The organism is Stutzerimonas stutzeri, assembly GCF_000952685.1.
GTDB lineage: Bacteria > Pseudomonadota > Gammaproteobacteria > Pseudomonadales > Pseudomonadaceae > Stutzerimonas > Stutzerimonas stutzeri_E.
Map to the genome: position 1 here is coordinate 502,021 of NZ_JYHV01000037.1, position 19,857 is coordinate 521,877.

The 19,857-nt window shown below is 63.2% G+C and carries 17 protein-coding genes; 8 read left to right on the plus strand and 9 right to left on the minus strand.

The genetic code is table 11. From position 1 onward, the window contains the following. Positions 1–15: 15 nt before the first annotated feature. The 4 genes from UF78_RS20915 to purE form a co-directional block, all read right to left on the minus strand. Positions 16–546, minus strand: coding sequence for a DUF3299 domain-containing protein (locus tag UF78_RS20915; protein WP_045164131.1), 531 nt, complete (start codon positions 544–546; stop codon positions 16–18). A gap of 50 nt (positions 547–596) precedes the next feature. Continuing rightward, complete coding sequence (locus tag UF78_RS20920; RefSeq protein WP_025243550.1) at positions 597–848, minus strand: GlsB/YeaQ/YmgE family stress response membrane protein; 252 nt, start codon at positions 846–848, stop codon at positions 597–599. Positions 849–949: 101 nt separating this feature from the next. Next, positions 950–2,035, minus strand: a complete 1,086-nt coding sequence (locus UF78_RS20925) for a 5-(carboxyamino)imidazole ribonucleotide synthase (RefSeq protein ID WP_045164132.1) — start codon at positions 2,033–2,035, stop codon at positions 950–952. After that, complete coding sequence (purE, locus tag UF78_RS20930) at positions 2,036–2,527, minus strand: 5-(carboxyamino)imidazole ribonucleotide mutase (RefSeq protein WP_045164133.1); 492 nt, start codon at positions 2,525–2,527, stop codon at positions 2,036–2,038. Between the two features lie 253 nt (positions 2,528–2,780). On the opposite strand from purE, the gene adhP reads away from it, so the two are divergent. Continuing rightward, positions 2,781–3,803, plus strand: coding sequence for an alcohol dehydrogenase AdhP (gene adhP / locus UF78_RS20935; protein WP_045164134.1), 1,023 nt, complete (start codon positions 2,781–2,783; stop codon positions 3,801–3,803). Between the two features lie 40 nt (positions 3,804–3,843). Here the strand turns inward: adhP and UF78_RS20940 are convergent, their stop codons facing one another. Beyond that, entirely contained in the window at positions 3,844–4,770 is a 927-nt protein-coding gene (locus UF78_RS20940; RefSeq protein ID WP_045164135.1) for a LysR substrate-binding domain-containing protein, read from the minus strand. A 190-nt stretch (positions 4,771–4,960) separates the two neighbouring features. Between UF78_RS20940 and UF78_RS20945 the strand changes: the two genes are divergently transcribed. The 3 genes from UF78_RS20945 to UF78_RS20955 all read left to right on the plus strand — a co-directional run bounded on the left by UF78_RS20945 (position 4,961) and on the right by UF78_RS20955 (position 8,667). Continuing rightward, entirely contained in the window at positions 4,961–6,385 is a 1,425-nt protein-coding gene (locus tag UF78_RS20945; protein ID WP_045164136.1) for an aspartate ammonia-lyase, read from the plus strand. 106 nt (positions 6,386–6,491) lie between these two features. After that, positions 6,492–7,751 (plus strand): dicarboxylate/amino acid:cation symporter, encoded by a 1,260-nt coding sequence (locus UF78_RS20950; RefSeq protein ID WP_045164137.1) that lies wholly within the window; start codon positions 6,492–6,494, stop codon positions 7,749–7,751. Positions 7,752–7,908: 157 nt separating this feature from the next. Continuing rightward, positions 7,909–8,667 carry a substrate-binding periplasmic protein gene (locus UF78_RS20955; RefSeq protein WP_045164138.1) on the plus strand — a complete coding sequence of 253 codons (759 nt, stop codon included), beginning with the start codon at positions 7,909–7,911 and terminating at the stop codon, positions 8,665–8,667. A gap of 55 nt (positions 8,668–8,722) precedes the next feature. Here UF78_RS20955 and UF78_RS20960 read toward each other — a convergent pair whose 3' ends face one another. Beyond that, positions 8,723–9,544, minus strand: a complete 822-nt coding sequence (locus tag UF78_RS20960; RefSeq protein WP_045164139.1) for a helix-turn-helix domain-containing protein — start codon at positions 9,542–9,544, stop codon at positions 8,723–8,725. A gap of 151 nt (positions 9,545–9,695) precedes the next feature. Between UF78_RS20960 and UF78_RS20965 the strand changes: the two genes are divergently transcribed. Both UF78_RS20965 and UF78_RS20970 read left to right on the plus strand, forming a co-directional pair. Continuing rightward, positions 9,696–11,141: an alanine/glycine:cation symporter family protein gene (locus tag UF78_RS20965; RefSeq protein ID WP_045164140.1), complete on the plus strand. Its 1,446-nt coding sequence runs from the start codon at positions 9,696–9,698 to the stop codon at positions 11,139–11,141. Between the two features lie 204 nt (positions 11,142–11,345). Further along, entirely contained in the window at positions 11,346–12,338 is a 993-nt protein-coding gene (locus UF78_RS20970) for an asparaginase (RefSeq protein ID WP_045164141.1), read from the plus strand. Between the two features lie 30 nt (positions 12,339–12,368). Here UF78_RS20970 and UF78_RS20975 read toward each other — a convergent pair whose 3' ends face one another. The 3 genes from UF78_RS20975 to nudE all read right to left on the minus strand — a co-directional run bounded on the left by UF78_RS20975 (position 12,369) and on the right by nudE (position 16,700). Next, positions 12,369–15,218 carry an ATP-binding protein gene (locus UF78_RS20975; RefSeq protein WP_045164142.1) on the minus strand — a complete coding sequence of 950 codons (2,850 nt, stop codon included), beginning with the start codon at positions 15,216–15,218 and terminating at the stop codon, positions 12,369–12,371. Between the two features lie 103 nt (positions 15,219–15,321). Next, a complete protein-coding gene (gene cysQ / locus UF78_RS20980; RefSeq protein ID WP_045164143.1) occupies positions 15,322–16,137 on the minus strand; it encodes a 3'(2'),5'-bisphosphate nucleotidase CysQ in 816 nt (271 codons plus the stop codon). Continuing rightward, on the minus strand, positions 16,134–16,700 hold the full coding sequence (nudE, locus tag UF78_RS20985; RefSeq protein ID WP_045164383.1) for an ADP compounds hydrolase NudE: 567 nt from the start codon (positions 16,698–16,700) through the stop codon (positions 16,134–16,136). Before nudE ends, cysQ begins: the two co-directional genes overlap by 4 nt. A gap of 125 nt (positions 16,701–16,825) precedes the next feature. Here nudE and yrfG point away from each other — a divergent pair, with 125 nt between their 5' ends. Together yrfG and UF78_RS20995 are read left to right on the plus strand one after the other, a co-directional pair. Continuing rightward, complete coding sequence (gene yrfG / locus UF78_RS20990) at positions 16,826–17,515, plus strand: GMP/IMP nucleotidase (protein WP_230623730.1); 690 nt, start codon at positions 16,826–16,828, stop codon at positions 17,513–17,515. Positions 17,516–17,703: 188 nt separating this feature from the next. After that, positions 17,704–19,806, plus strand: a complete 2,103-nt coding sequence (locus tag UF78_RS20995) for a hybrid sensor histidine kinase/response regulator (RefSeq protein WP_045164145.1) — start codon at positions 17,704–17,706, stop codon at positions 19,804–19,806. The last annotated feature ends 51 nt before the right edge of the window (positions 19,807–19,857 follow it).

The window sequence follows — 19,857 nt, forward strand, 5'->3', positions numbered from 1 at the left end:
GGACTGCGTTTCGACTTAGAGGTCACTTTCGTCCACCAGTGTCACCTCGGCCGCCGATATCACATACGCCGCATCGGCCAGATCATTGCTCACCGGTTCGATCGCGAGCGTGCCGTCAACCCAGAGCGGTGCATAGATATCTTCCAGGGTAATCCCGTTCGGATAGCGAACCATGACGATCTGGTTCGGCGGTGGCGGCGGAACGTGGATGCAGGCGCCGGGATAAGGCACCAAAAAGAACTCAGTGCTGCGGCCCTTGCTGTCGGTTTCAAGCGGTACGGGATAGCCGCCGAGACGCACCTGCTTGCCATTCAATGACGGCACGGTCTTGGCCGAATACATCACCGCTGGCAGGCCGCTCCCTTGCTTGAGTCCGCCTTGATCGCTGAAACCACCGGCTTCAGGGGAGTTGTGCTCGATCTCCGGCATTTCTTCCAGCGCCTTGCGGTCCTCGGCAGGCATCAGCTCGAGCCAGTCGAGTTCCGCCGGAGCGGCTTGGACGAAGGAGACACAGCACAGCAGCAGGAAGAGAAATATCTGGCGCATGGCAACCGAACGGTAGGAAAACGGGGCCGCCAGGCACGGCCCCGAGCGGATCAGTGCTTACGGCTGGTAACCATGCCGTAAATCACCAGCAGAATGATCGCACCGACCACGGCGCCGATAAAGCCTGCTCCCTCACCCGCCTCATAGAGACCGAGCGCCTGGCCGCCATAGGTAGCCAGCAGCGAACCGCCGATACCCAGCAGGATGGTCATGATCCAACCCATGCTGTCGTTGCCTGGCTTCAGGAAACGTGCGATGAGGCCGACGATCAGGCCGATGATGATGGTTCCAATGATGCCCATTTGGCGATCTCCTCAGGTCCGAAAAAATGTGTTACGTATTCTCGGACCTGAGGCGAGCCAGCCAGTTCGCCGGCGATCACATCAAGCCGGACGGCCGGAGTTCAGTCGCGGCTGATCAGCGATTCGACCGCGGTAATCTGTCGGTCCAGCGTGGCACGGTCGGGACAGCGCAGCGTGGCATGGCCGACCTTGCGACCGACCTTGAACGCTTTGCCGTAATGATGCAGATGGCAGTCCTCGACAGCGATGACACTCTCCACGGCCGGCACTTCACCGATGAAGTTGAGCATGGCGCTCTCGCCGACCTTGGCGGTCGAGCCCAGCGGCAGACCGGCCACGGCGCGCAGGTGATTCTCGAACTGGCTGCATTCGGCGCCCTCGATGGTCCAGTGCCCGGAATTGTGCACGCGTGGCGCGATCTCGTTCGCCTTGAGCCCGCCGTCGACCTCGAAGAACTCGAAAGCCAGCACACCGACATAATCCAGCTTGGTCAGCACGCGCCCGGCGTAGTCCTCGGCCAGCGATTGCAGTGGGTGATTGCTGCTGGCGACCGACAACCGCAGGATGCCTTCTTCGTGGGTGTTGTGAACCAGCGGATAGAAACAGACCTCGCCATCGCGGCTACGCACGGCGATCAACGAGACTTCCCCGGTGAACGGCACGAAGCCTTCGAGAATGCAGGGTACGCTGCCCAACTCGGCGAAGGCATTGGCGACATCGCTCGGCTTGCGCAGGACCTTCTGGCCCTTGCCGTCATAGCCCAAGGTGCGCGTCTTGAGCACCGCCGGCAGGCCGACGCTGGCCGCCGCGGCGTCGAGATCGGCCTGGGATTGGATATCGGCAAACTCGGGCGTCGGGATGCCGAGATCCTTGAACATGGACTTCTCGAACCAGCGATCACGGGCGATACGCAGCGCTTCGGCGCTCGGGTAGACCGGGACGAACTGCGAGAGAAACGCAACGGTCTCCGCTGGCACACTCTCGAACTCGAAGGTCACCAGATCGACCTCGTCGGCCAGCTGGCGCAGGTGGTCCTGGTCGCTGTAGTCGGCACGCAGGTGCTCGCCCAGGGCGGCAGCACAGGCATCCGGTGCCGGATCGAGGAAGGCGAAGTTCATGCCCAGCGGCGTCCCCGCCAGGGCCAGCATACGGCCCAGTTGGCCGCCACCGATCACGCCAATCTTCATTTACGCGTCCCTCGGGTCCGGGTTGTCGAGCACGGTTTGAGTCTGTTCGTCGCGGAATTTCTTCAGCGCGGCGTGATACTCGGGGAACTCATGGCCAAGGATGCTGGCCGAGAGCAGTGCGGCGTTGATCGCGCCTGCCTTGCCGATGGCCAGGGTAGCGACCGGCACACCTGCGGGCATCTGCACGATGGACAGTAGCGAATCCACGCCCGAGAGCATCGAGGACTGCACGGGCACGCCGAGCACGGGCAGATGGGTTTTGGCCGCGCACATGCCGGGCAAATGGGCGGCGCCGCCGGCGCCCGCAATGATCACGCGCAGGCCACGCCCTTCGGCCTGTTCGGCGTACTGAAAGAGCAGATCGGGGGTGCGGTGCGCTGACACCACGGTGACTTCGTGCGGAATGCCGAGCTTTTCCAGCATGTCTGCGGTGTGGCTCAAGGTGGACCAGTCGGACTTGGAGCCCATGATCACGCCTACCAGTGCGGTCATCGTCGTGCCTCTCTTCGGCGCCTGCGGGCGCATCAGGAACAACGGCCGCGCTGAAAACAGCGCGGCCGTGCAGGTACATGGCCGGAACCGGTCCGACCGAAGGCCGCGCAGTATAGCGCAAGCCCCCGCCCGCCGGCACCCGCGACCGTACGTCCGGCCACGCCGTCGATCGCGGCGGGTATTGCTCGAAGTCAATGGTGCGCCCCCGGGGTCGGGAGCAGACTGGCGGCTCCGATGCAAAGGAGACTCCCCAATGACCCAGACCATGAAAGCCGCCGTGGTGCATGCCTTCGGCGAACCATTGCGTATCGAGGAAGTGAAGGTCCCGCTGCCGAGCGCCGGGCAGATACTGGTAAAGATCGAAGCCTGTGGCGTCTGCCATACCGACTTGCACGCGGCCGAAGGGGACTGGCCGGTGCGCCCTACCCTGCCCTTCATTCCAGGCCATGAAGGTGTCGGCTACGTCGCCGCTGTCGGCAGCGGCGTAACACGGGTCAAGGAAGGCGATCGCGTCGGCGTGCCCTGGCTCTATACCGCCTGTGGCTGCTGCGAGCATTGCCTGACCGGCTGGGAAACCCTGTGTACCGCGCAACAGAACACCGGTTATTCAGTCAACGGTGGCTACGCCGAATATGTCCTGGCTGATCCCAATTATGTCGGCATCTTGCCGGACAAGGTCGCGTTCGATGAGATTGCACCGATCCTCTGCGCCGGCGTCACGGTTTACAAAGGCCTGAAGATGACCGGCGCCCGTCCCGGCCAGTGGGTGGTGATTTCCGGTGTCGGCGGGCTGGGCCATGTCGCGGTGCAATACGCCAAGGCGATGGGCTTGCACGTGGTGGCGGTCGACGTCGACGACGCCAAGCTGGAACTGGCGAAGAAGCTCGGCGCCAGCCTGACCATCAATGCCCGCAGCGAAGACCCGGTGGCGATCGTCCAGCGCGACATCGGCGGGGCGCATGGGGTGCTGGTCACTGCGGTGTCCAACGGCGCTTTCGGCCAGGCCATCGGCATGGCTCGCCGTCACGGAACGGTCGCGCTGGTTGGCCTTCCGCCAGGCGATTTCCCCACGCCGATCTTCGATGTGGTGCTCAAGGCCATCAGCATTACCGGCTCGATCGTCGGCACCCGCGCCGACCTGCAGGAAGCGCTGGATTTCGCCGCCGAAGGCTTGGTCAAGGCGACTATCCATGCTGGCAAACTGGACGACATCAACCAGATCTTCGACCAGATGCGCGCGGGGACCATCGAGGGACGCATTGTTCTGAGCCTTTAAGCGCAGGCCCGGATGCGCCAAGCTCGTGTCCGGGCCCAACTCAATCCTCGACCGCCATCTCAGCAACCTGACCCGCGCCGCTTTCCAGCTTGCGCCAGAGCAGTCGCACCGGCGCCTTGCGCACCAGCGCACAGCGATACAGGCGAATCTCCAGCGGCACCCGCCAATGCTCGGCTCCGCAGATCACCAGCTCACCACGCTCCAACTCGGCGGTTACGGAGAGCCGTGGCACCCAGGCCAGGCCCAGCCGCTGCATCGCCATGCTTTTCAAGCTGTCGGCCATCGCCGTTTCGTACACCGTGGACGAGCGCAGGCCGCGTTGACGCAGCAGCAAATTAACCGACCGACCCAGCGAGGCGCCGGCGCTGTAGGCCAGCAGCGGCACGGTCTGGCCGCTGTCGGGATCGAACAGCGGCCTGCCGGCGTCATCGACAGCGCAGACCGGCACGATCTCGGTACGTCCCAGCGACAACGACGGAAACAGCTCCGGATCCATCTGCAGCGCGGCATCCGGATCGTAATAGGCAAGGATCAGGTCGCAGGCGCCTTCGCGCAGGGAATGCACCGCCTCGCCGACGTTGGTCGCCACCAGCCGGCTGTTGACCGGCACACCATCGAGACGTAGCCGGGCCAACCAACCTGGAAAAAAACCGAGCGCCAGCGAATGCGCAGCGGCGATCTGCAACACCTCGCCGCGTTGCCCCTCAAGGTTGTGCAGGTAGTGCACCACCTCGCCCAGCTGTTCGACCATGTTGCGTGCCGTGACCAGGAACAGCTGTCCCGCCTCGGTCAGCTCGATCGGCGTACGGGCGCGGTTCACCAGGGTCAGGCCCAGGGTGTTCTCCAGGCTGCGGATGCGCCGGCTGAAGGCCGGCTGGGTGACGAAGCGTCGCTCGGCGGCCTGGGAGAAGCTGCGAGTAGCCGCCAGTGCGACCAGGTCTTCCAGCCACTTGGTTTCGATGTTCATGCCGGCTCCTGGCAGGCTGGGAATGGGATCGGGATGAAGCGCAATATCGCTCGCCAGCCTAACGGCGTCACACCGCAATTATGCCGATTGTGCATAGGCCAGTGTTTAACGGCATTGGCCGAGAAAGGGCCTCAGCCCTATGGTAGCGGCCTTCGCGGCAAATGCCGCTTTTCTCTCGGATGAGAACCTCATGTCCTCCGCTGCATCCTTCCGCCTCGAAAAAGATCTGCTTGGCTCGCTCGAAGTACCTGCCGATGCCTATTACGGCATCCAGACCCTACGCGCCGTGCACAATTTCCATCTTTCCGGCGTGCCGTTGTCACACTACCCGAAGCTGGTGGTCGCGCTGGCGATGGTCAAGCAGGCGGCGGCAGACGCCAACCGCGAGCTGGGGCACCTCAGCGACGCCAAGCACCTGGCGATCAGCCAGGCCTGTGCGCACTTGATCCGCGGCGAGCATCACGATCAGTTCGTCGTCGATATGATCCAGGGTGGTGCCGGCACCTCGACCAACATGAACGCCAACGAGGTGATCGCCAACCTGGCGCTGGAATACATGGGCCACGCCAAGGGCGAGTATCGCCACTTGCACCCGAACAACGACGTGAACATGGCGCAGTCGACCAACGACGCCTATCCCACGGCTATCCGCCTGGGGTTGCTGCTGGGCCACGACACCCTGCTGGCCAGCCTCGACAGCCTGGTGCAGGCCTTCGCTGGCAAGTCCGCCGAGTTCGCGCACATTCTCAAGATGGGTCGCACCCAGCTGCAGGACGCCGTGCCCATGACCCTCGGCCAGGAATTCCGCGCCTTCGCCACCACGCTCGGTGAAGACCTTGAGCACCTTCGCCTGATCGCCCCGCAACTGCTGGTCGAGGTCAACCTCGGCGGAACGGCCATCGGTACCGGCATCAACGCCGACCCGAACTATCAAGCCCTGGCCGTGCAACGCCTGGCGACCATCAGCGGGCATCCGCTGAAACCCGCCGCCGACCTCATCGAAGCCACTTCGGACATGGGCGCCTTCGTCACCTTCTCGAGCATGCTCAAGCGTCTGGCGGTCAAGCTGTCGAAGATCTGCAACGACTTGCGGCTGCTCTCCAGCGGCCCGCGCACCGGCATCAACGAGATCAACCTGCCGCCGCGCCAGCCGGGCAGTTCGATCATGCCGGGCAAGGTCAATCCGGTGATTCCAGAGGCGGTCAACCAGGTGGCGTTCGAAGTGATCGGCAACGACCTGGCGCTGACCATGGCTGCCGAGGCCGGGCAGTTGCAGCTCAACGTCATGGAGCCGCTGATCGCCTTCAAGCTGTTCGACTCGATCCGCCTGCTGCAGCGCGCCATGGACATGCTGCGCGAGCATTGCATCGTCGGCATCACCGCCAACGAGGACCACTGCCGTCGTCTGATGGAAAACTCCATCGGCCTGATCACCGCGCTGAACCCCTACATCGGCTACGAAAACGCCACCCGCATCGCCGGCCAGGCGCTGCTCAGCGGCCGCGGCGTGCTGGAGCTGGTGCGCGAGGAGCAGCTGTTGGACGACGCCACCCTCGACGACATCCTGCGTCCGGAAAACATGATCGCACCGCGGCTGGTGCCGCTGAAGGCCTGACGCGCTGGTGTTTCCCGCTGTAAAGGCGCCCGCTGTGCCGGGCGCCCTTACATACCGAGCCGCCACAAACGGCTCGTTTCAATAAGAACAACAAACAGGTATCCGCATGAATCAGAGCACCACTCTCGCTAATCCCCTGCGCCTGCTCGGCCGCCTGGCCCTGTGGCAGCAGATCCTCATCGGCCTGGGCCTGGGCATCGTCACCGGCCTCGTTTTCAAGCAGGACGCGCTGGTTCTGGCACCGATCGGCACGCTGTTTCTCAATGCCATCAAGATGCTCATCGTGCCGCTGGTATTCGTTTCGCTGGTGGCCGGCATCACCTCCATGCAGGACAGCGCCAAACTGGGACGGATCAGCGTAAAGACCATCGCCATCTACCTGATCACCACCGCGTTCGCGGTCAGCATCGGGCTGCTGTTTGGTGCGCTGTTCAGCCCCGGCGAGGGCATGAGCATGGTGGCCAGCACCACCGGCGAGGCCAAGCAGGCGCCGTCTCTGGTCAGCATCCTGGTCGGCCTGATCCCGAGCAACCCGGTCACTGCATTCGCCGAAGGCAATATCCTGCAGATCATCGTTTTCGCCATTGCGCTGGGCGTGAGCATGAATCTGGTCGGTGAACGCGCGGCGCCGGCGGTGCGGCTGTTCGATGGCCTAGCCGAGACCTTCTACAAGCTCACCGATTTAGTGATGCGCGTTGCGCCGATCGGGGTCTTTGCCCTGACCGCCGGCGTGGTCGGCAGCCACGGCGCCGAAGTGCTGCTGCCCCTGGCCGGCGTCATCGGCGTGATCTACCTGGCTAGCATTGCCCATGTATTGCTCGTCTATGGCGGCCTGCTCGGACTAGTGGGGCGGTTGAGCCCGCTGCGGTTCCTGCAGGGCATTGCACCGGCACTGGCGGTTGCGTTCAGCACTTCGAGCAGTTCCGGCACCCTGCCGGTTTCCATCGAATGCGCACGCAAGAATCTCGGCGTGTCCGAAGGCGTGGCGGGCTTCGTACTCCCCGTTGGCGCCACCATCAACATGGACGGCACCGCCATCTATCAGGGCGTGCTGGCGCTTTTCATCGCTCAGGCGTTCGGCATCGACCTCAATGCCGGGCAGTATCTAATGATCATCCTCACCGCGACCCTGGCATCAGTGGGCACCGCGGGCATCCCTGGTGCGGGGTTGATCATGCTCGGACTGGTACTGACTTCGGCCGGCCTGCCACTCGAAGGTGTGGCGTTGATCGCCGGCATCGACCGGATCCTCGACATGGCGCGCACCACGGTGAACGTCGCCGGTGACCTGATGACCACTACCTTGGTCGGGCGCAGCGAGAACGAGCTGGATCAAGACGTATACAACAGCAGCAACAAGGAATGAGCCTCGCTGGGCCGCTCTGACTCGGCGGTCCAGCAAACCCGCAGACAAACGCCGCGATCCGGGCGAAGCGGCGTCGACCCCGCTGGCTAAAGCGTGATACGGCACAAGCCGCCGTTTTCAGCCCTTGCGTAGACTCCGCCGATTTCCTGGAGGCCTCATGCGCAAACTACTCACGCTTACCCTGTTGCTCAGCTCTTTCATCGCCGCACCGTTCGCCCAGGCGGAGCTCCCGAAAGGCTATGAGATGGTCCTGCAGACCGAGAACTTTCCGCCCTTCAACATGGCGGAGGGCGGCAAGAACTTCGCGAAGGAAGAGCATATCCATGGCATCAGCGCCGACACCGTGCGCGAGATGTTCAAGCGCGCCGGCATCGCTTATTCGATGACGCTACGCTTTCCTTGGGATCGCATTTACCAATCGACCCTGGATCTGCCTAACCACGGCCTGTTCTCGACGTCGATGACCGATGAGCGCCGGTCGCTGTTCAAGTGGGTCGGCCCCATCGCGCAGTACGAAAGCGTCCTGCTCTCGGCACCCGGCTCGAACCTCAAGCTGACCAGCCTCGCCCAGGCCCAGGGGTACAAGATAGGTGCCTACAAGAGCAGCGCGGTGAGTCAGCGCGTGGAGGCTCAGGGTCTTGCACCGGTCAATGCGCTGCGCGATCAGGAAAACCTGCAGAAGTTGCTCATCGGCAAGATCGACCTCTGGGCGACGTCCGACCCGGTGTGGCGCTACTACGCCAAGCAGGAGGGCGTGAGCGGCCTGAACACGGTGCTGGTGTTCAACTCGTCGCCGCTGTACCTGGCCCTCAACAAGGACACGCCCGATGAAGTGATCACTCGCCTGCAAAGCGCCTTGGATCAGATGAAGACCGAGGGTTACGGCAGCTGCGTCAAGCACCCCGAACTCTGCTGAATCAGCAGCGACCTCGCGGAAGGCACCTTCGTGCCGGACCCGCAAGCGCCACCAGCTACTCGATCTCGAACAAGCCGTCACGCATTTGCGCTGAGGCCAACCGATCGCGGATCTCCGGATCGATCCGCGGATCATCCCGCCCGTAGAGCATTACCTGCCGGTAGGCATTGACCCGGTTGATCTCGGTACCCAGGTACTCCCAGACCACGCGAGTACAGGCCGGCGTACGTCGGTCTCCGCTGGAGACACCGGTTTTCAAGCCATTGAGGCGGCTGATACGGCTCTTGAAGCTGGGAATCAGGATGGTCTGGCTCATCTCGTTGTCGGTCAGCGACTCGTAGTCGATGAGAAACAGTCGATCCTGCAAATAGAAGGCGGCGCCCAGGTAGCGGCAGCGCACCACGCCGTCTTCCTGTTTGGGATTGTCGGGACGCGACTGTTCCTGACGTTCCTGGCGTTCGAAGACGAAGCTGCCGCGATCCTCGCGTAGATGCACCAGCGACAGCAGGATCTGCCCCGGCACCGACATGCAATTGGCATATTCGAAGTAGTAGCCACAGTAACGGGACAGGCTGTTGGCGTTGTCGCGCATCGGCTGGAACAACTCCAGCAGCGGGTCACTGGCGGCGATGCGCTCCTGATCGTTTCGTCGCAGACCGATCAACTGCGCGAACTGTTCACCGGGCAGGCTCAGCTCGTAGCCCTCGACCCCGAAGAAATCACAGATGCGTTTGAGGTTGTGCGCAGTGGGGCGGCTTTGGCCATTCAGGTACTTGTTGAATTGCGCCCGGTTGATCGAAAGCTTGCGGCACACCTCGGCAATCGACCGGTAATGGCTGCAGAGCAGCTTGAGATTGGCGCCGAGGTGGTCTTTCATGGTCGATCCCAGTGATGCGAGCGGCGCGATTCTAGCATCAACTCGCGTCAGTTCGCCGCGATCCGCGCAATTGCATCACTGAGGCATCTGGCCAACCATTCCCCGGCTGCGTCCTTACATTCGTCCAAAACAACAAGAGAGACCCTTCCGCATGCTCGATCTTCTCAACGATCTCATCTGGAGCAAGCTGCTCATCGTGATGCTGATAGGCCTCGGCCTGCTCTTCACCATCGCCTCGCGCTTCGTCCAGTTCCGCTACTTCGGCAGCATGTTTAAGATTTTCGGCGAAGCCTTCAAACGCCAGCCGGGCCAGCTCAGTTCATTCCAGGCGTTGATGCTCAGCGTCGCCGGCCGCGTCGGTGCCGGCAACATCGCCGGTGTCTCGGTCGCCATCATGCTCGGCGGCCCAGGCGCGATCTTCTGGATGTGGATTGTGGCCCTGGTCGGCATGGCCACCAGCTACTTCGAGTGCTCCCTGGCGCAGCTGTACAAGCGCCGTGAACCCGACGGCGGCTATCGCGGCGGCCCGGCGTTCTACATCCAGCACGGCCTCGGCCAACGCTGGCTGGGTATCGTGGTATCGCTGCTGTTGCTGGTGACCTTCGGCTTCGGCTTCAACGCCGTGCAGTCGTACACCGTCGCCAGTTCGATGAACGATACCTTCGGCGTGCCGACCTTCGTCAGCGGCATCGTGCTGATGGTGGTGATCGGCCTGATCATCTTCGGTGGCATCAAGCGCATCGCCAAGTTCGCTGACGTGCTGGTTCCGGTGATGGCGTTCTCTTACATCGCCATGGCGATCTTCGTCATCGGCAGCAATGCCGGCGATATCCCTGCCGCCTTCGGCACCATCTTCCGTAGCGCCTTCGGCCTCGAACCGGCATTCGCCGGTGGCATCGGCGCGGCGATCATCATGGGCGTCAAGCGCGGTCTGTTCTCCAACGAAGCCGGCCTGGGCAGCGCGCCCAACGTGGCCGCAGTCGCCGAGGTCAAGCACCCGGTGGCACAGGGCATCGTGCAGTCGCTGAGCGTGTTCATCGACACCATCGTGCTGTGCAGCTGCACCGCGCTGATCATCATCCTCTCCGGCGTATTCGAGCCGGGCAGCGAGATGGCCGGTGTGGTCCTGACGCAAACTGCCGTCGCGGCCGTTGTCGGTGAGTGGGGCCGGGTGTTCATCAGCGTGGCGCTGTTGCTGTTCGTGTTCACCACCCTGATCTACAACTACTACCTCGGCGAGAATGCGCTGGGCTTCTTCACTGAGAAGCGCTGGCCGGTGCAGGTCTACCGCGTCATGGTGATCGGCCTGGTGATGTGGGGCTCGATCCAGGACCTGGGCACGGTGTTCGGCTTTGCCGACGTCACCATGGGTCTGCTGGCGATCTGCAACCTGATCGCCTTGGCGCTGCTGTTCAAGGTTGGGCTGCGCCTGATGCGCGACTACGACAGCCAGCGTGATGCGGGCGTGGAGTCTCCGGTGTTCGATCCGAAGAACTTCGCCGATCTGGATCTGGACCCGACCGTCTGGCCAGCCCGCGGCACCAGTGAATCGCCTGCCACGGGATCGGCAACCGCCTCCCCGGTGCAGCAGCGCTAAGCGCCCGCAGCGGGTACGAACAGGAGGCCACACAGGCCGTGTGAAAACGTAGCGAGCGAAGGTCAGGCAAGGCAAAAACAGCCGAAAAAGCGCAGTTTACGTGCTGTAAATGAGCATTTTTGAGGTTGTTTTTAACGCAGCATGACCGAGCGCAGTAGCTTTTCATACGGTTTGTACGGCCTCCTGTGTTCTTAGGAGACCAACATGGTGGCTTCCAGAAACATTCTGGTGCTGTACACCGGCGGCACCATCGGCATGCAACAAAGCGCCGTAGGCCTGATGCCCGCCTCTGGTTTCGCCGGCAGGCTACGCGAGCAGCAGGACCAGCAACCTCAGCTGACGTTACCCAACTGGCTATTCCGCGAGCTGCTGCCAGCAATCGACAGCGCCAACATGAACCAAACCAACTGGCTGTCCATGGTCGAGGCCATTCGTGCCGGCGTCGAGCAGGACGGCTGCGATGGCGTGCTGGTGCTGCATGGCACCGATACCCTGGCCTACAGCGCTGCCGCCCTGAGCTTCTTGCTGCTCGGGCTCGAGGTGCCGGTGCTGCTGACCGGCGCCATGCTGCCGGCCGGTGCGCCTGACAGCGATGCCTGGAGCAACCTCTTCGGCGCCATGCAGGCACTGCAGGCCGGGATCGAGCCGGGGGTATATCTGTACTTCAGTGGCAAGCTGATGTCCGGCGTGCGGGCCAGCAAACGCGGTACCGCGACGCTGGATGCCTTCGGTGTCGCGCCTCGTTTGCGTCAGGGTAAACGTGCGCCAGGCATCCCGGCCACGCTCGACTATCGCCAGCCGCGCCGGTCGGTCAGCCTTGCGGTGCTGCCGTTCTACCCGGGCATCGAGGCGTCACATCTACGCGCCCTGCTGGCCTGCGGCGTGCAAGGTGTGCTACTCGAATGCTACGGCAGCGGTACGGGCCCGGCGGACGATGCCGAGCTGCTGGCGGTATTGAAGGATGCACATGAGCGTGGTGTGGTGCTGGCAGCAATCAGTCAGTGCCCGCAAGGTCACGTCGAGTTCGGCATCTACGCCGCCGGCAGCACGCTGGCGGCCACAGGGTTGATCTCCGGCGGTGGCATGACCCGTGAAGCCGCGCTGGGCAAGCTGTTCGCGCTGCTCGGCGCGGGTTTGTCACAGGCAGAAACCGAACACTGGTTCGCCCTCGATCTTTGCGGCGAGCGTGCCGACTAGCGGTATCGGCGACTCAGTCCGGGCTGAGGTTCAGCGCTGCAGACAGGCGCGGACCTGCCTGCGCAGCTCGTCCAGGTCCAGCGGTTTGGCCAGGCGAGCCTGACAGTTGATCTCCTCAGAGAGCTCGCTGGACGCACTCAGCACGATGACCGGAACCTCCCGGGTAGCCGGCGTCTGGCGTAGCAGCGCCAGCAATTCCTTGCCCTTGAGTTCCGGCAGATTGAGGTCCAGCAGCAACAACTCCGGCGGATCGGCGAGCACATGTTTGAGGGCGGTCCGGCCGTTATCGATCACGCTGATTTCACCGATGTCGGCCAACGCCTTGCGTACCAGCAGCTGGCTGGCCGGATCGTCTTCCACGTAGACGATCCGCGGCCGCTCGTGGGGCGGCAGTACAGGCTCCGGCTCGAGCACCGGCAGCGCGACCCAGAACAGGCTCCCGGCACCCAGCTTGCTCTTCACACCGATGCTGCCTCCCATCAGCTTGGCGTATTCCAGGCTCAGCGACAGCCCGATACCGGCGCCCTGGATATTCGAATTCTCACGTCCTAGACGCTGGAACGGCGCGAACAATTGCGCCTGCAACGCCTCGTCGATGCCCAGTCCCGTGTCCTCGACCATCAGCCTTACCTGCCCGGCAGCCGTTTCGATGGACATCCGTATCCGGCCGGACGGGTTGTTGTACTTGATCGCGTTGGACAACAGGTTGAGCAACACCTGGCGCAGCCGTCTCGGCTCGGCCAGCACCTCGATGGGTGACGCCGGCAGGTCGAATTCCAGCTGCAGATCATGACGCTGGACATCAAGCGCGACCAGCTCGGCGCACTCTCGCATCAGCGCACAGACCTCCACCCGCTTGAGCTCCAGCCGCGGCCGCTCGGCCTGCAGGCTCGACCAGTCGAGGATGTCAGCGAGGAGCTGATTGAGGTGGCGGCTGGCCAGCAGGATTTCGTCGAGATAGTCGGCCGCCTCCGGGTCGGTTTCAGGGGAACAGTCCATGCGCATCAGTTGGGCGAAGCCGAGGATGGCATTGAGCGGTGTTCGCAATTCATGGCTGATGCTGGAAATCAGATGGGTCTTGGCCTCGTTGGCCGCCTGGGCCTGTTGCGTGGCATGGCGCAGATCCTCTTCGACCCGCTTGATCGCATCGATGTCGACATGAGTACCCGCCAACAGCGTGGCTTCGCCTGTCTGCGGATCGCGCTCGAGCACGCGGCCGCGACTCAGCAGCCAGTGATATTCGCCGAGCGCGTCGGCAAAGCGGAACTCGCATTCATAGCGCGTAGCATTTCCCGACTGCATACGCGCCAGCTCGGCACGCACGCGAGGCAAATCGCGCGGATGGATGCGTTGGAAAAATTGCGCCGAGGCGAGTTTCGACGAGGGCAAGCCGAAGCGGTACGGGAGGCGCCCGCGCAGCTGCAGGGTGGCGTTGCGCATGTCGTTTTCCCAGAGGCTTTCGGTCGAGCTCTCGAGCACCAGTTCGAGACGCTTCTGCATCTGCGTCCGCTGCGCCTCGCTGAGCTCCAGCTGGCCACCGATGGCCTGGGTGTGCTGGGCCAGATCGTCCAGTTCACGGATATTGGACGAGACCGACTGAGGCCGCCATTGACCCTGGCCGATCTGTCCCATCATCCGTGAGATGCTGGCGATGGGCGCAAGCAGCGCCTGGCTGAGCCGCCGTGCACGCAGCCACATATAGGCGAAGAACAGCAGATAGAACAGCAGCAGGCCGGCAATCAGCAAATAGCCGATCTGCCGATAATGGCTGGCCAGGGTCGTGGTCTGGCTGAACACCGCAGCCTCGTCCACCACCGCCAGCAGATGCCAGCCCGTCGGCTCCACCGTGGCCCAGGCTACCAGCTGCCGACCATCATCGAGGCTCAGGCGCTGCACCCCGTCAGCCTGCGCGGCGACGGCGCTGGCCAGCTTGTCAGTACCCGGACGACGCCCGAGACGGAAATCCTCGGGCTTGAAGATCTCTCGCCGAATCGCTTCGTCGTAGGAGTGCTCGGTCAGCTCAGCGAGGCCGAACTGGCGCTCGCCCGCCTCGGGCAGGGCCATGATGTCGAGGTCGCGGCTGACCAGCATGGCATAACCGTTCCAAGGCACTCGCAGACGTCCGATCTGCTGCAGAATGCCGCTGACCGTGACGTCGATACCGCTGACCCCTTCCAGGAAATCGCCTCGATACACCGGCGCGATGGCTGACATCATCCACCCGTGCCCAGCCGGATCCAGGTAGACGTCGGTCCAGACCACCCGCCGCGCCGGGTTTTGCCAGGAGTTGGCCAGGTAATAGAAGTTGTAGCGGGGGATGTCCATGTCCGGCGGATACTGTTCCGCGGTGTTGAACCAGGGGTAGATGTGGTTATAGCTGTCCCAGCTGTTGAAATAGAGGCTGGCGATCAGCGGGTTGCCGGCGTGCAACTCCTTCATCAGCGGATCGAGACGGTGCAAGCGCGCCACCTTTTCCAGATCCTGCTGCTCGGGCGCGGTGGCGGCGGAGTAGAAACTGGCCGCGCCGCCGTTATCGATCGGGCTATAGCGCACCCCACCCTCACTCAGGGTCAGCGATGCAGGCGGCACCGGGCTGTCGTCCTCCAGCGCACGGAGGGTGAAATTGCGAAACAGGGCGGTGGTACTCGCCACTTGCTGCAACTGCTGACTGATGATCCGCGCTTCGCGGTCCACCGCCGCTTGCAGCTCGGCAAGCGCTGTCTCGCGTAGATACTCGATCTGCGCATCGCGGATGGCCGTGTTGGTCAGCAGGTAGGCCGCGATAAGCACCACCTCGACCAGCACCAGCGGAATCAGCGCGCTTTGAACGAAGGCGCGCCAGATCCATTGACGTATCCCGACAGGGGTTTTCAATGACACTGCGCTGCTCCAGCGATCCGACTCAGGCCCCCGGCTGGCCACGGTGCGCACTGCATTGGCGGAACCGGACCGCGTTCAGTGTAATGACCGATAGCCCAGCGACTCAGCGGTTCGCCAGCTCGATCAGCCCGGCACGCCACGCCACACCGCGTGGCAACGCCAGGAAGGATGGGTTGAGATAGCTTTCACGTGCCTCGTACGTCAGCGTGGCGCCGCCAATGTCCAACACCTCGCCCCCTGCACCCTCGAGCACGCCCTGGGCGGCGGCGGTGTCCCACTGCGAAGTTGGCGCCAGTCGCGGATAGCAGTCGGCAGCGCCCTCGGCCAGCAGGCAGAACTTCAACGAACTGCCGACGCTGGCCAGCACCAGCTCGCCGAAGCGCTGGCGCAGCCCGTCCAGTAACTGCTCCTGCGCCGGGCTCGAATGACGACGGCTGGCGACCACGGTGAACCCCTCGGCCGGTTCATGGCGCACCTGCAACGGCTGGGCCGCGCCATCGGCTTCGGCACGCCAGGCACCGAATTCGGCGCCGCCGTAGTAACAGCGGCCGTTGGCCGGAATGCCTACCACGCCGAACAGCACCCGCCCCTGCTCGATCAGCGCCACGTTGACGGTGAACTCCTCGCTGCCGGCAATGAATTCCTTGGTTCCATCCAGCGGATCGACCAGCCACCAGCGGGTCCAGCCGGCGCGCTCGGCCAGGCTCAGATTGCAATCTTCTTCGGACAGCACCGGAATGTTCGGATCCAGCGCACGCAGGCCGTCGGCCAACAGGTGATGCGCCGCCATGTCGGCCGCGGTCACCGGCGAGGCGTCCGCCTTCTCGTGCACCCGTACCTCATTGCGCCAATGTGGCAGGATCGCCTGCCCGGCGTCGCGCACCAGGTCGATGACCCTGGCCAGATACGGATGACTCATCGGACGTACTCCCCTCGCTCGGTCAGCAGGTCCCGCGCCAGATACAGCGCCGCCAGAGCGCGTCCTTCGCTGAATTGCGGGTTCTGGATCAGGCTCGACAACTCGCGCAGATCGATCCGGTCGACGCGCATCGGCTCCGGCTCGTCGCCTGGCAGCTGTTCGGGATAAAGGTCGCGGGCCAGGACCACCTGAATTTTCTGGCTCATGTAGCCGGGCGAGAGGGATAGCTCGGTGAGCAATTCGAGGCGGCGCGCACCGAAACCAGCTTCTTCCTTCAACTCGCGGTTGGCAGCATCGAGCACGTCTTCGCCCGGCTCGATCAGGCCCTTGGGCAGCGACAGCTCATAGGTATCGGTGCCGCCGCAATATTCCTCGACCAGCAATGCCCGTCCGTCGGCATCCAGCGCGACGATCATCACCGCGCCATAGCCGGTGCCCTGGCCAACCAGCCGTTCGTAGGTGCGCTCGACACCATTGGAAAACCTCAGCTGCAGCTCCTCGACACGGAACAGACGGCTGGTGGCAACGATCTCACGGGCAAGCACGGTAGGTTTCTGGCGCATGGGGATATCCTTGAAACGCGAACCGCAATCATAACCCGCCTTTTTGCCATCGCCGTGAACGCTTTGCATCGAACCGACCACTGCCGCACCATTGCATCAATCGCCGAAAAAAAGAGCCTGCCATGATCGCTTCACTGCCCTGGTCCGACATCGATACCGTCCTGCTGGATATGGACGGCACCTTGCTGGACCTGCATTTCGATAATCATTTCTGGCTCGAATTCCTGCCGCAACGTTACGCCGAACTGCACGGCATCAGCTACGCCATGGCCGAACTGGAGCTGGCTCCGTTATTCAACGAGCACGAAGGCAAGCTCACCTGGTATTGCCTGGATTTCTGGACCCGCGAGCTGAACCTGCCGATTCGCGAAATGAAGCGCGAAATCGCCGACCTGATCGCCCTGCGGCCAGCCGCCGACGAGTTCCTCGCCGCCCTGCGTGATGCAGGCAAGCGGGTGGTGCTGATCACCAATGCCCATCGCGACTCGCTGTCATTGAAGCTCGAGCGAATCGAACTGGCGCCCTGGTTCGACCGCCTGATCAGCTCTCACGACTACGGATTTCCAAAGGAGCAGGCACAGTTCTGGGACGCCCTGAAGGCGGATCTGGACTTCGACCCGGCCACATCGCTGTTCATCGACGACAGTCTGCCTGTTTTGCGCAGCGCTCGTGATTTCGGCATCGCGTACCTGTTGGCCGTCAGCGAACCGGACAGCCGGCGCGGGCAAAAAAATACCGAAGAATTCACAGCCGTCAACGATTACCTGGAGCTGATCCGCAGCCTGCAGGGATATCGGCCTGAACCGCCGCTGTGATGACTTAATTACAGCGGCCCGAGGTCGCCCATAAGCCAGTGGCCATTCGACAGGAATGATTAGGATGGCGATGCGTCCAAACAGACAAGACAACGAGGCCCAGCCTCCGGCTGCGCCGCACCAGGCATCCGATGCCGCATAAACGCGACGACCGGCGAAATTGCTCGTCGCGCATCGATGGACAACCTATGGCAGTAAACCCAGAGCCCTGGCCGGCCGGTACTAGTCAAATGAGCGGACGCATCCGCGGCCACGACTGGAGCGCAACGCCACTGGGCCCGATCGAAAACTGGCCCGTCCCGCTGCGAATCCTTCTCGACACGCTGCTCGACGCGCCGCTGCCCATGTGCGTGCTATGGGGCGAGACCGGCTTGCAGCTGTACAACGATGCCCATGCCGCGCTGATCGGCCGTTACCATCCTGACGCTTTGGGTGCGCCCGTCGCCATCACCTGGGGTGCCATCTGGCCCGAGCTGATCGAAGCCCGCGAAACCAGCGACCGGAGCCAGGCGTGTCTGCTACGCAACCACCGTCTTTCAGAGGACGGTACCGCCGACGGGGCCGCCGCCTGGTTCGATCTGGCCCTCAGCCCGATCAGGGATGGCCAGGTAGTCGGCGGGCAGTTGGTGTGCCTGCGCCATAGCGAGGAACAAGCGCTGCGCCGCAGCGAAGCGGAGATCCGTATGATCACCGATGCGCTGCCGATCCTTATCGGCTACATCGATCGAGACCAGCGTTTTCGTTTCAACAACCACTATTACAAAGAATGGTTCGGGCATTCACCCGAATGGCTGCGGGGCAAAACCGTGCGCGAGGTGCTTGGCGAGGAAGGCTACGCGCTGCGCCAGAACCATATCGAAGCGGTCCTCGCCGGACAGACCATCAGCTTCGAGACCTCGAGTCCACACCGTGACGGCCAGGAACGCCACAGCCAGGTGCAATACCTGCCACGTCGGGATGCCAACGGGCAGGTACAGGGATTCTTCGTCCTGGCGCAGGACGTCACCGAGCGCTGGCAGGCCGAGCAGGCACTGCGCGAACTCAACGAGACGCTGGAAAGCCGGGTGCAGGAACGTACCGAGGCCCTGGCCGAAGTCTATGAGCGGCTGGTCACTGAAATGGCCAGCCGCGAACAGGCACAGGAAGCCCTGCGCCAGGCACAGAAGATGGAAGCAGTGGGCCAGCTCACCGGCGGCATCGCCCACGATTTCAACAACATGCTCACCGGTATCATCGGCGGGTTGGATCTGATCCAGCGGTACAACCAGTCGGGCCGCCACGGCGAAACCCAGCGTTTCATCGATGCCGCGGTGAACTCGGCCAATCGCGCCGCCGCACTGACCCATCGACTGCTGGCCTTCGCCCGGCGCCAGCCGCTGAATCTCAAGCGAGTCGATCTGAATGCCCTGGTCGAATCGATGCGCGACCTGATGGTGCGCACCCTCGGCAGTCATATTCTGATCGACGCCATGTTGGCGCCGGATCTGTGGCCGGCCAACAGTGACGAGAACCAGCTCGAAAGCGCTCTGCTCAATCTGGTGATCAACGCCCGCGACGCCATGCCCGACGGCGGCAGCCTGTACATCGCCACCGCCAACGTGCATCTGCAGCGCCCATCGGAGGTGGGCGAGCTGGCACCCGGGCGCTACGTCAGCCTCAGTGTGATCGACAGCGGTTTCGGCATGACACGCAAGGTGTTGGCTGCGGCCTTCGAGCCATTTTTCACCACCAAACCGATCGGCCAGGGCACCGGTCTCGGCCTGTCGATGATTTATGGCTTCGCGCGCCAGGCCGGCGGTCACGTGCAGATCCGCAGCGAACCGGGCAACGGCACCGAGGTCACGCTCTATTTGCCAGCGTACAAAGGGATGGCTTCGCCAGCAGCGCTGTCCGAGCCCTCGAAACAGGCCCCACAGGCACTGCAGGGTGAAACCGTGCTGGTGGTGGAGGATGATCCCGCCGTGCGTCTGCTGGTGTTGGACGTATTGGGTATGCTCGGTTACCGCGCATTGGAAGCAGCCGAAGGCGATGCCGCAGCGAAGATTCTGCAAAGCGGCGAGCACATCGACCTGCTGATCTCAGACGTCGGTTTGCCGGGCATGAACGGTCGCCAGCTGGCCGACATCGCGCGTCAGCACCGCCCCGGGTTGCGTGTGCTGTTCATGACCGGTTACGCCGAGCAGGCGGCCAGCAGCGGCTTTCTCGATACCGGCATGGACATGATCAGCAAGCCATTCTCCGTCGATCATCTGGCGACGCGGGTGCGCGACATGCTGGCAAGCGATTCCTAGCGCACCGGATACCCACCTGTGCGCAACGCGCATTGAAGCATCGTCTGGGGC

Excerpts from the sequence above, each read along its gene's own strand:
- nudE (WP_045164383.1), bottom strand. The coding sequence starts at position 16,700 with ATGCGCCAGAAACCTACCGTGCTTGCCCGTGAGATCGTTGCCACCAGC.
- UF78_RS20915 (WP_045164131.1), bottom strand. The coding sequence starts at position 546 with ATGCGCCAGATATTTCTCTTCCTGCTGCTGTGCTGTGTCTCCTTCGTC.
- UF78_RS20960 (WP_045164139.1), bottom strand. The coding sequence starts at position 9,544 with ATGAAAGACCACCTCGGCGCCAATCTCAAGCTGCTCTGCAGCCATTAC.
- cysQ (WP_045164143.1), bottom strand. The coding sequence starts at position 16,137 with ATGAGTCATCCGTATCTGGCCAGGGTCATCGACCTGGTGCGCGACGCC.
- UF78_RS20920 (WP_025243550.1), bottom strand. The coding sequence starts at position 848 with ATGGGCATCATTGGAACCATCATCATCGGCCTGATCGTCGGCCTCATC.
- UF78_RS20995 (WP_045164145.1), top strand. The coding sequence starts at position 17,704 with ATGGCAGTAAACCCAGAGCCCTGGCCGGCCGGTACTAGTCAAATGAGC.
- UF78_RS20955 (WP_045164138.1), top strand. The coding sequence starts at position 7,909 with ATGCGCAAACTACTCACGCTTACCCTGTTGCTCAGCTCTTTCATCGCC.
- purE (WP_045164133.1), bottom strand. The coding sequence starts at position 2,527 with ATGACCGCACTGGTAGGCGTGATCATGGGCTCCAAGTCCGACTGGTCC.
- UF78_RS20970 (WP_045164141.1), top strand. The coding sequence starts at position 11,346 with ATGGTGGCTTCCAGAAACATTCTGGTGCTGTACACCGGCGGCACCATC.
- UF78_RS20925 (WP_045164132.1), bottom strand. The coding sequence starts at position 2,035 with ATGAAGATTGGCGTGATCGGTGGCGGCCAACTGGGCCGTATGCTGGCC.
- UF78_RS20940 (WP_045164135.1), bottom strand. The coding sequence starts at position 4,770 with ATGAACATCGAAACCAAGTGGCTGGAAGACCTGGTCGCACTGGCGGCT.
- UF78_RS20950 (WP_045164137.1), top strand. The coding sequence starts at position 6,492 with ATGAATCAGAGCACCACTCTCGCTAATCCCCTGCGCCTGCTCGGCCGC.
- adhP (WP_045164134.1), top strand. The coding sequence starts at position 2,781 with ATGACCCAGACCATGAAAGCCGCCGTGGTGCATGCCTTCGGCGAACCA.
- UF78_RS20945 (WP_045164136.1), top strand. The coding sequence starts at position 4,961 with ATGTCCTCCGCTGCATCCTTCCGCCTCGAAAAAGATCTGCTTGGCTCG.
- UF78_RS20965 (WP_045164140.1), top strand. The coding sequence starts at position 9,696 with ATGCTCGATCTTCTCAACGATCTCATCTGGAGCAAGCTGCTCATCGTG.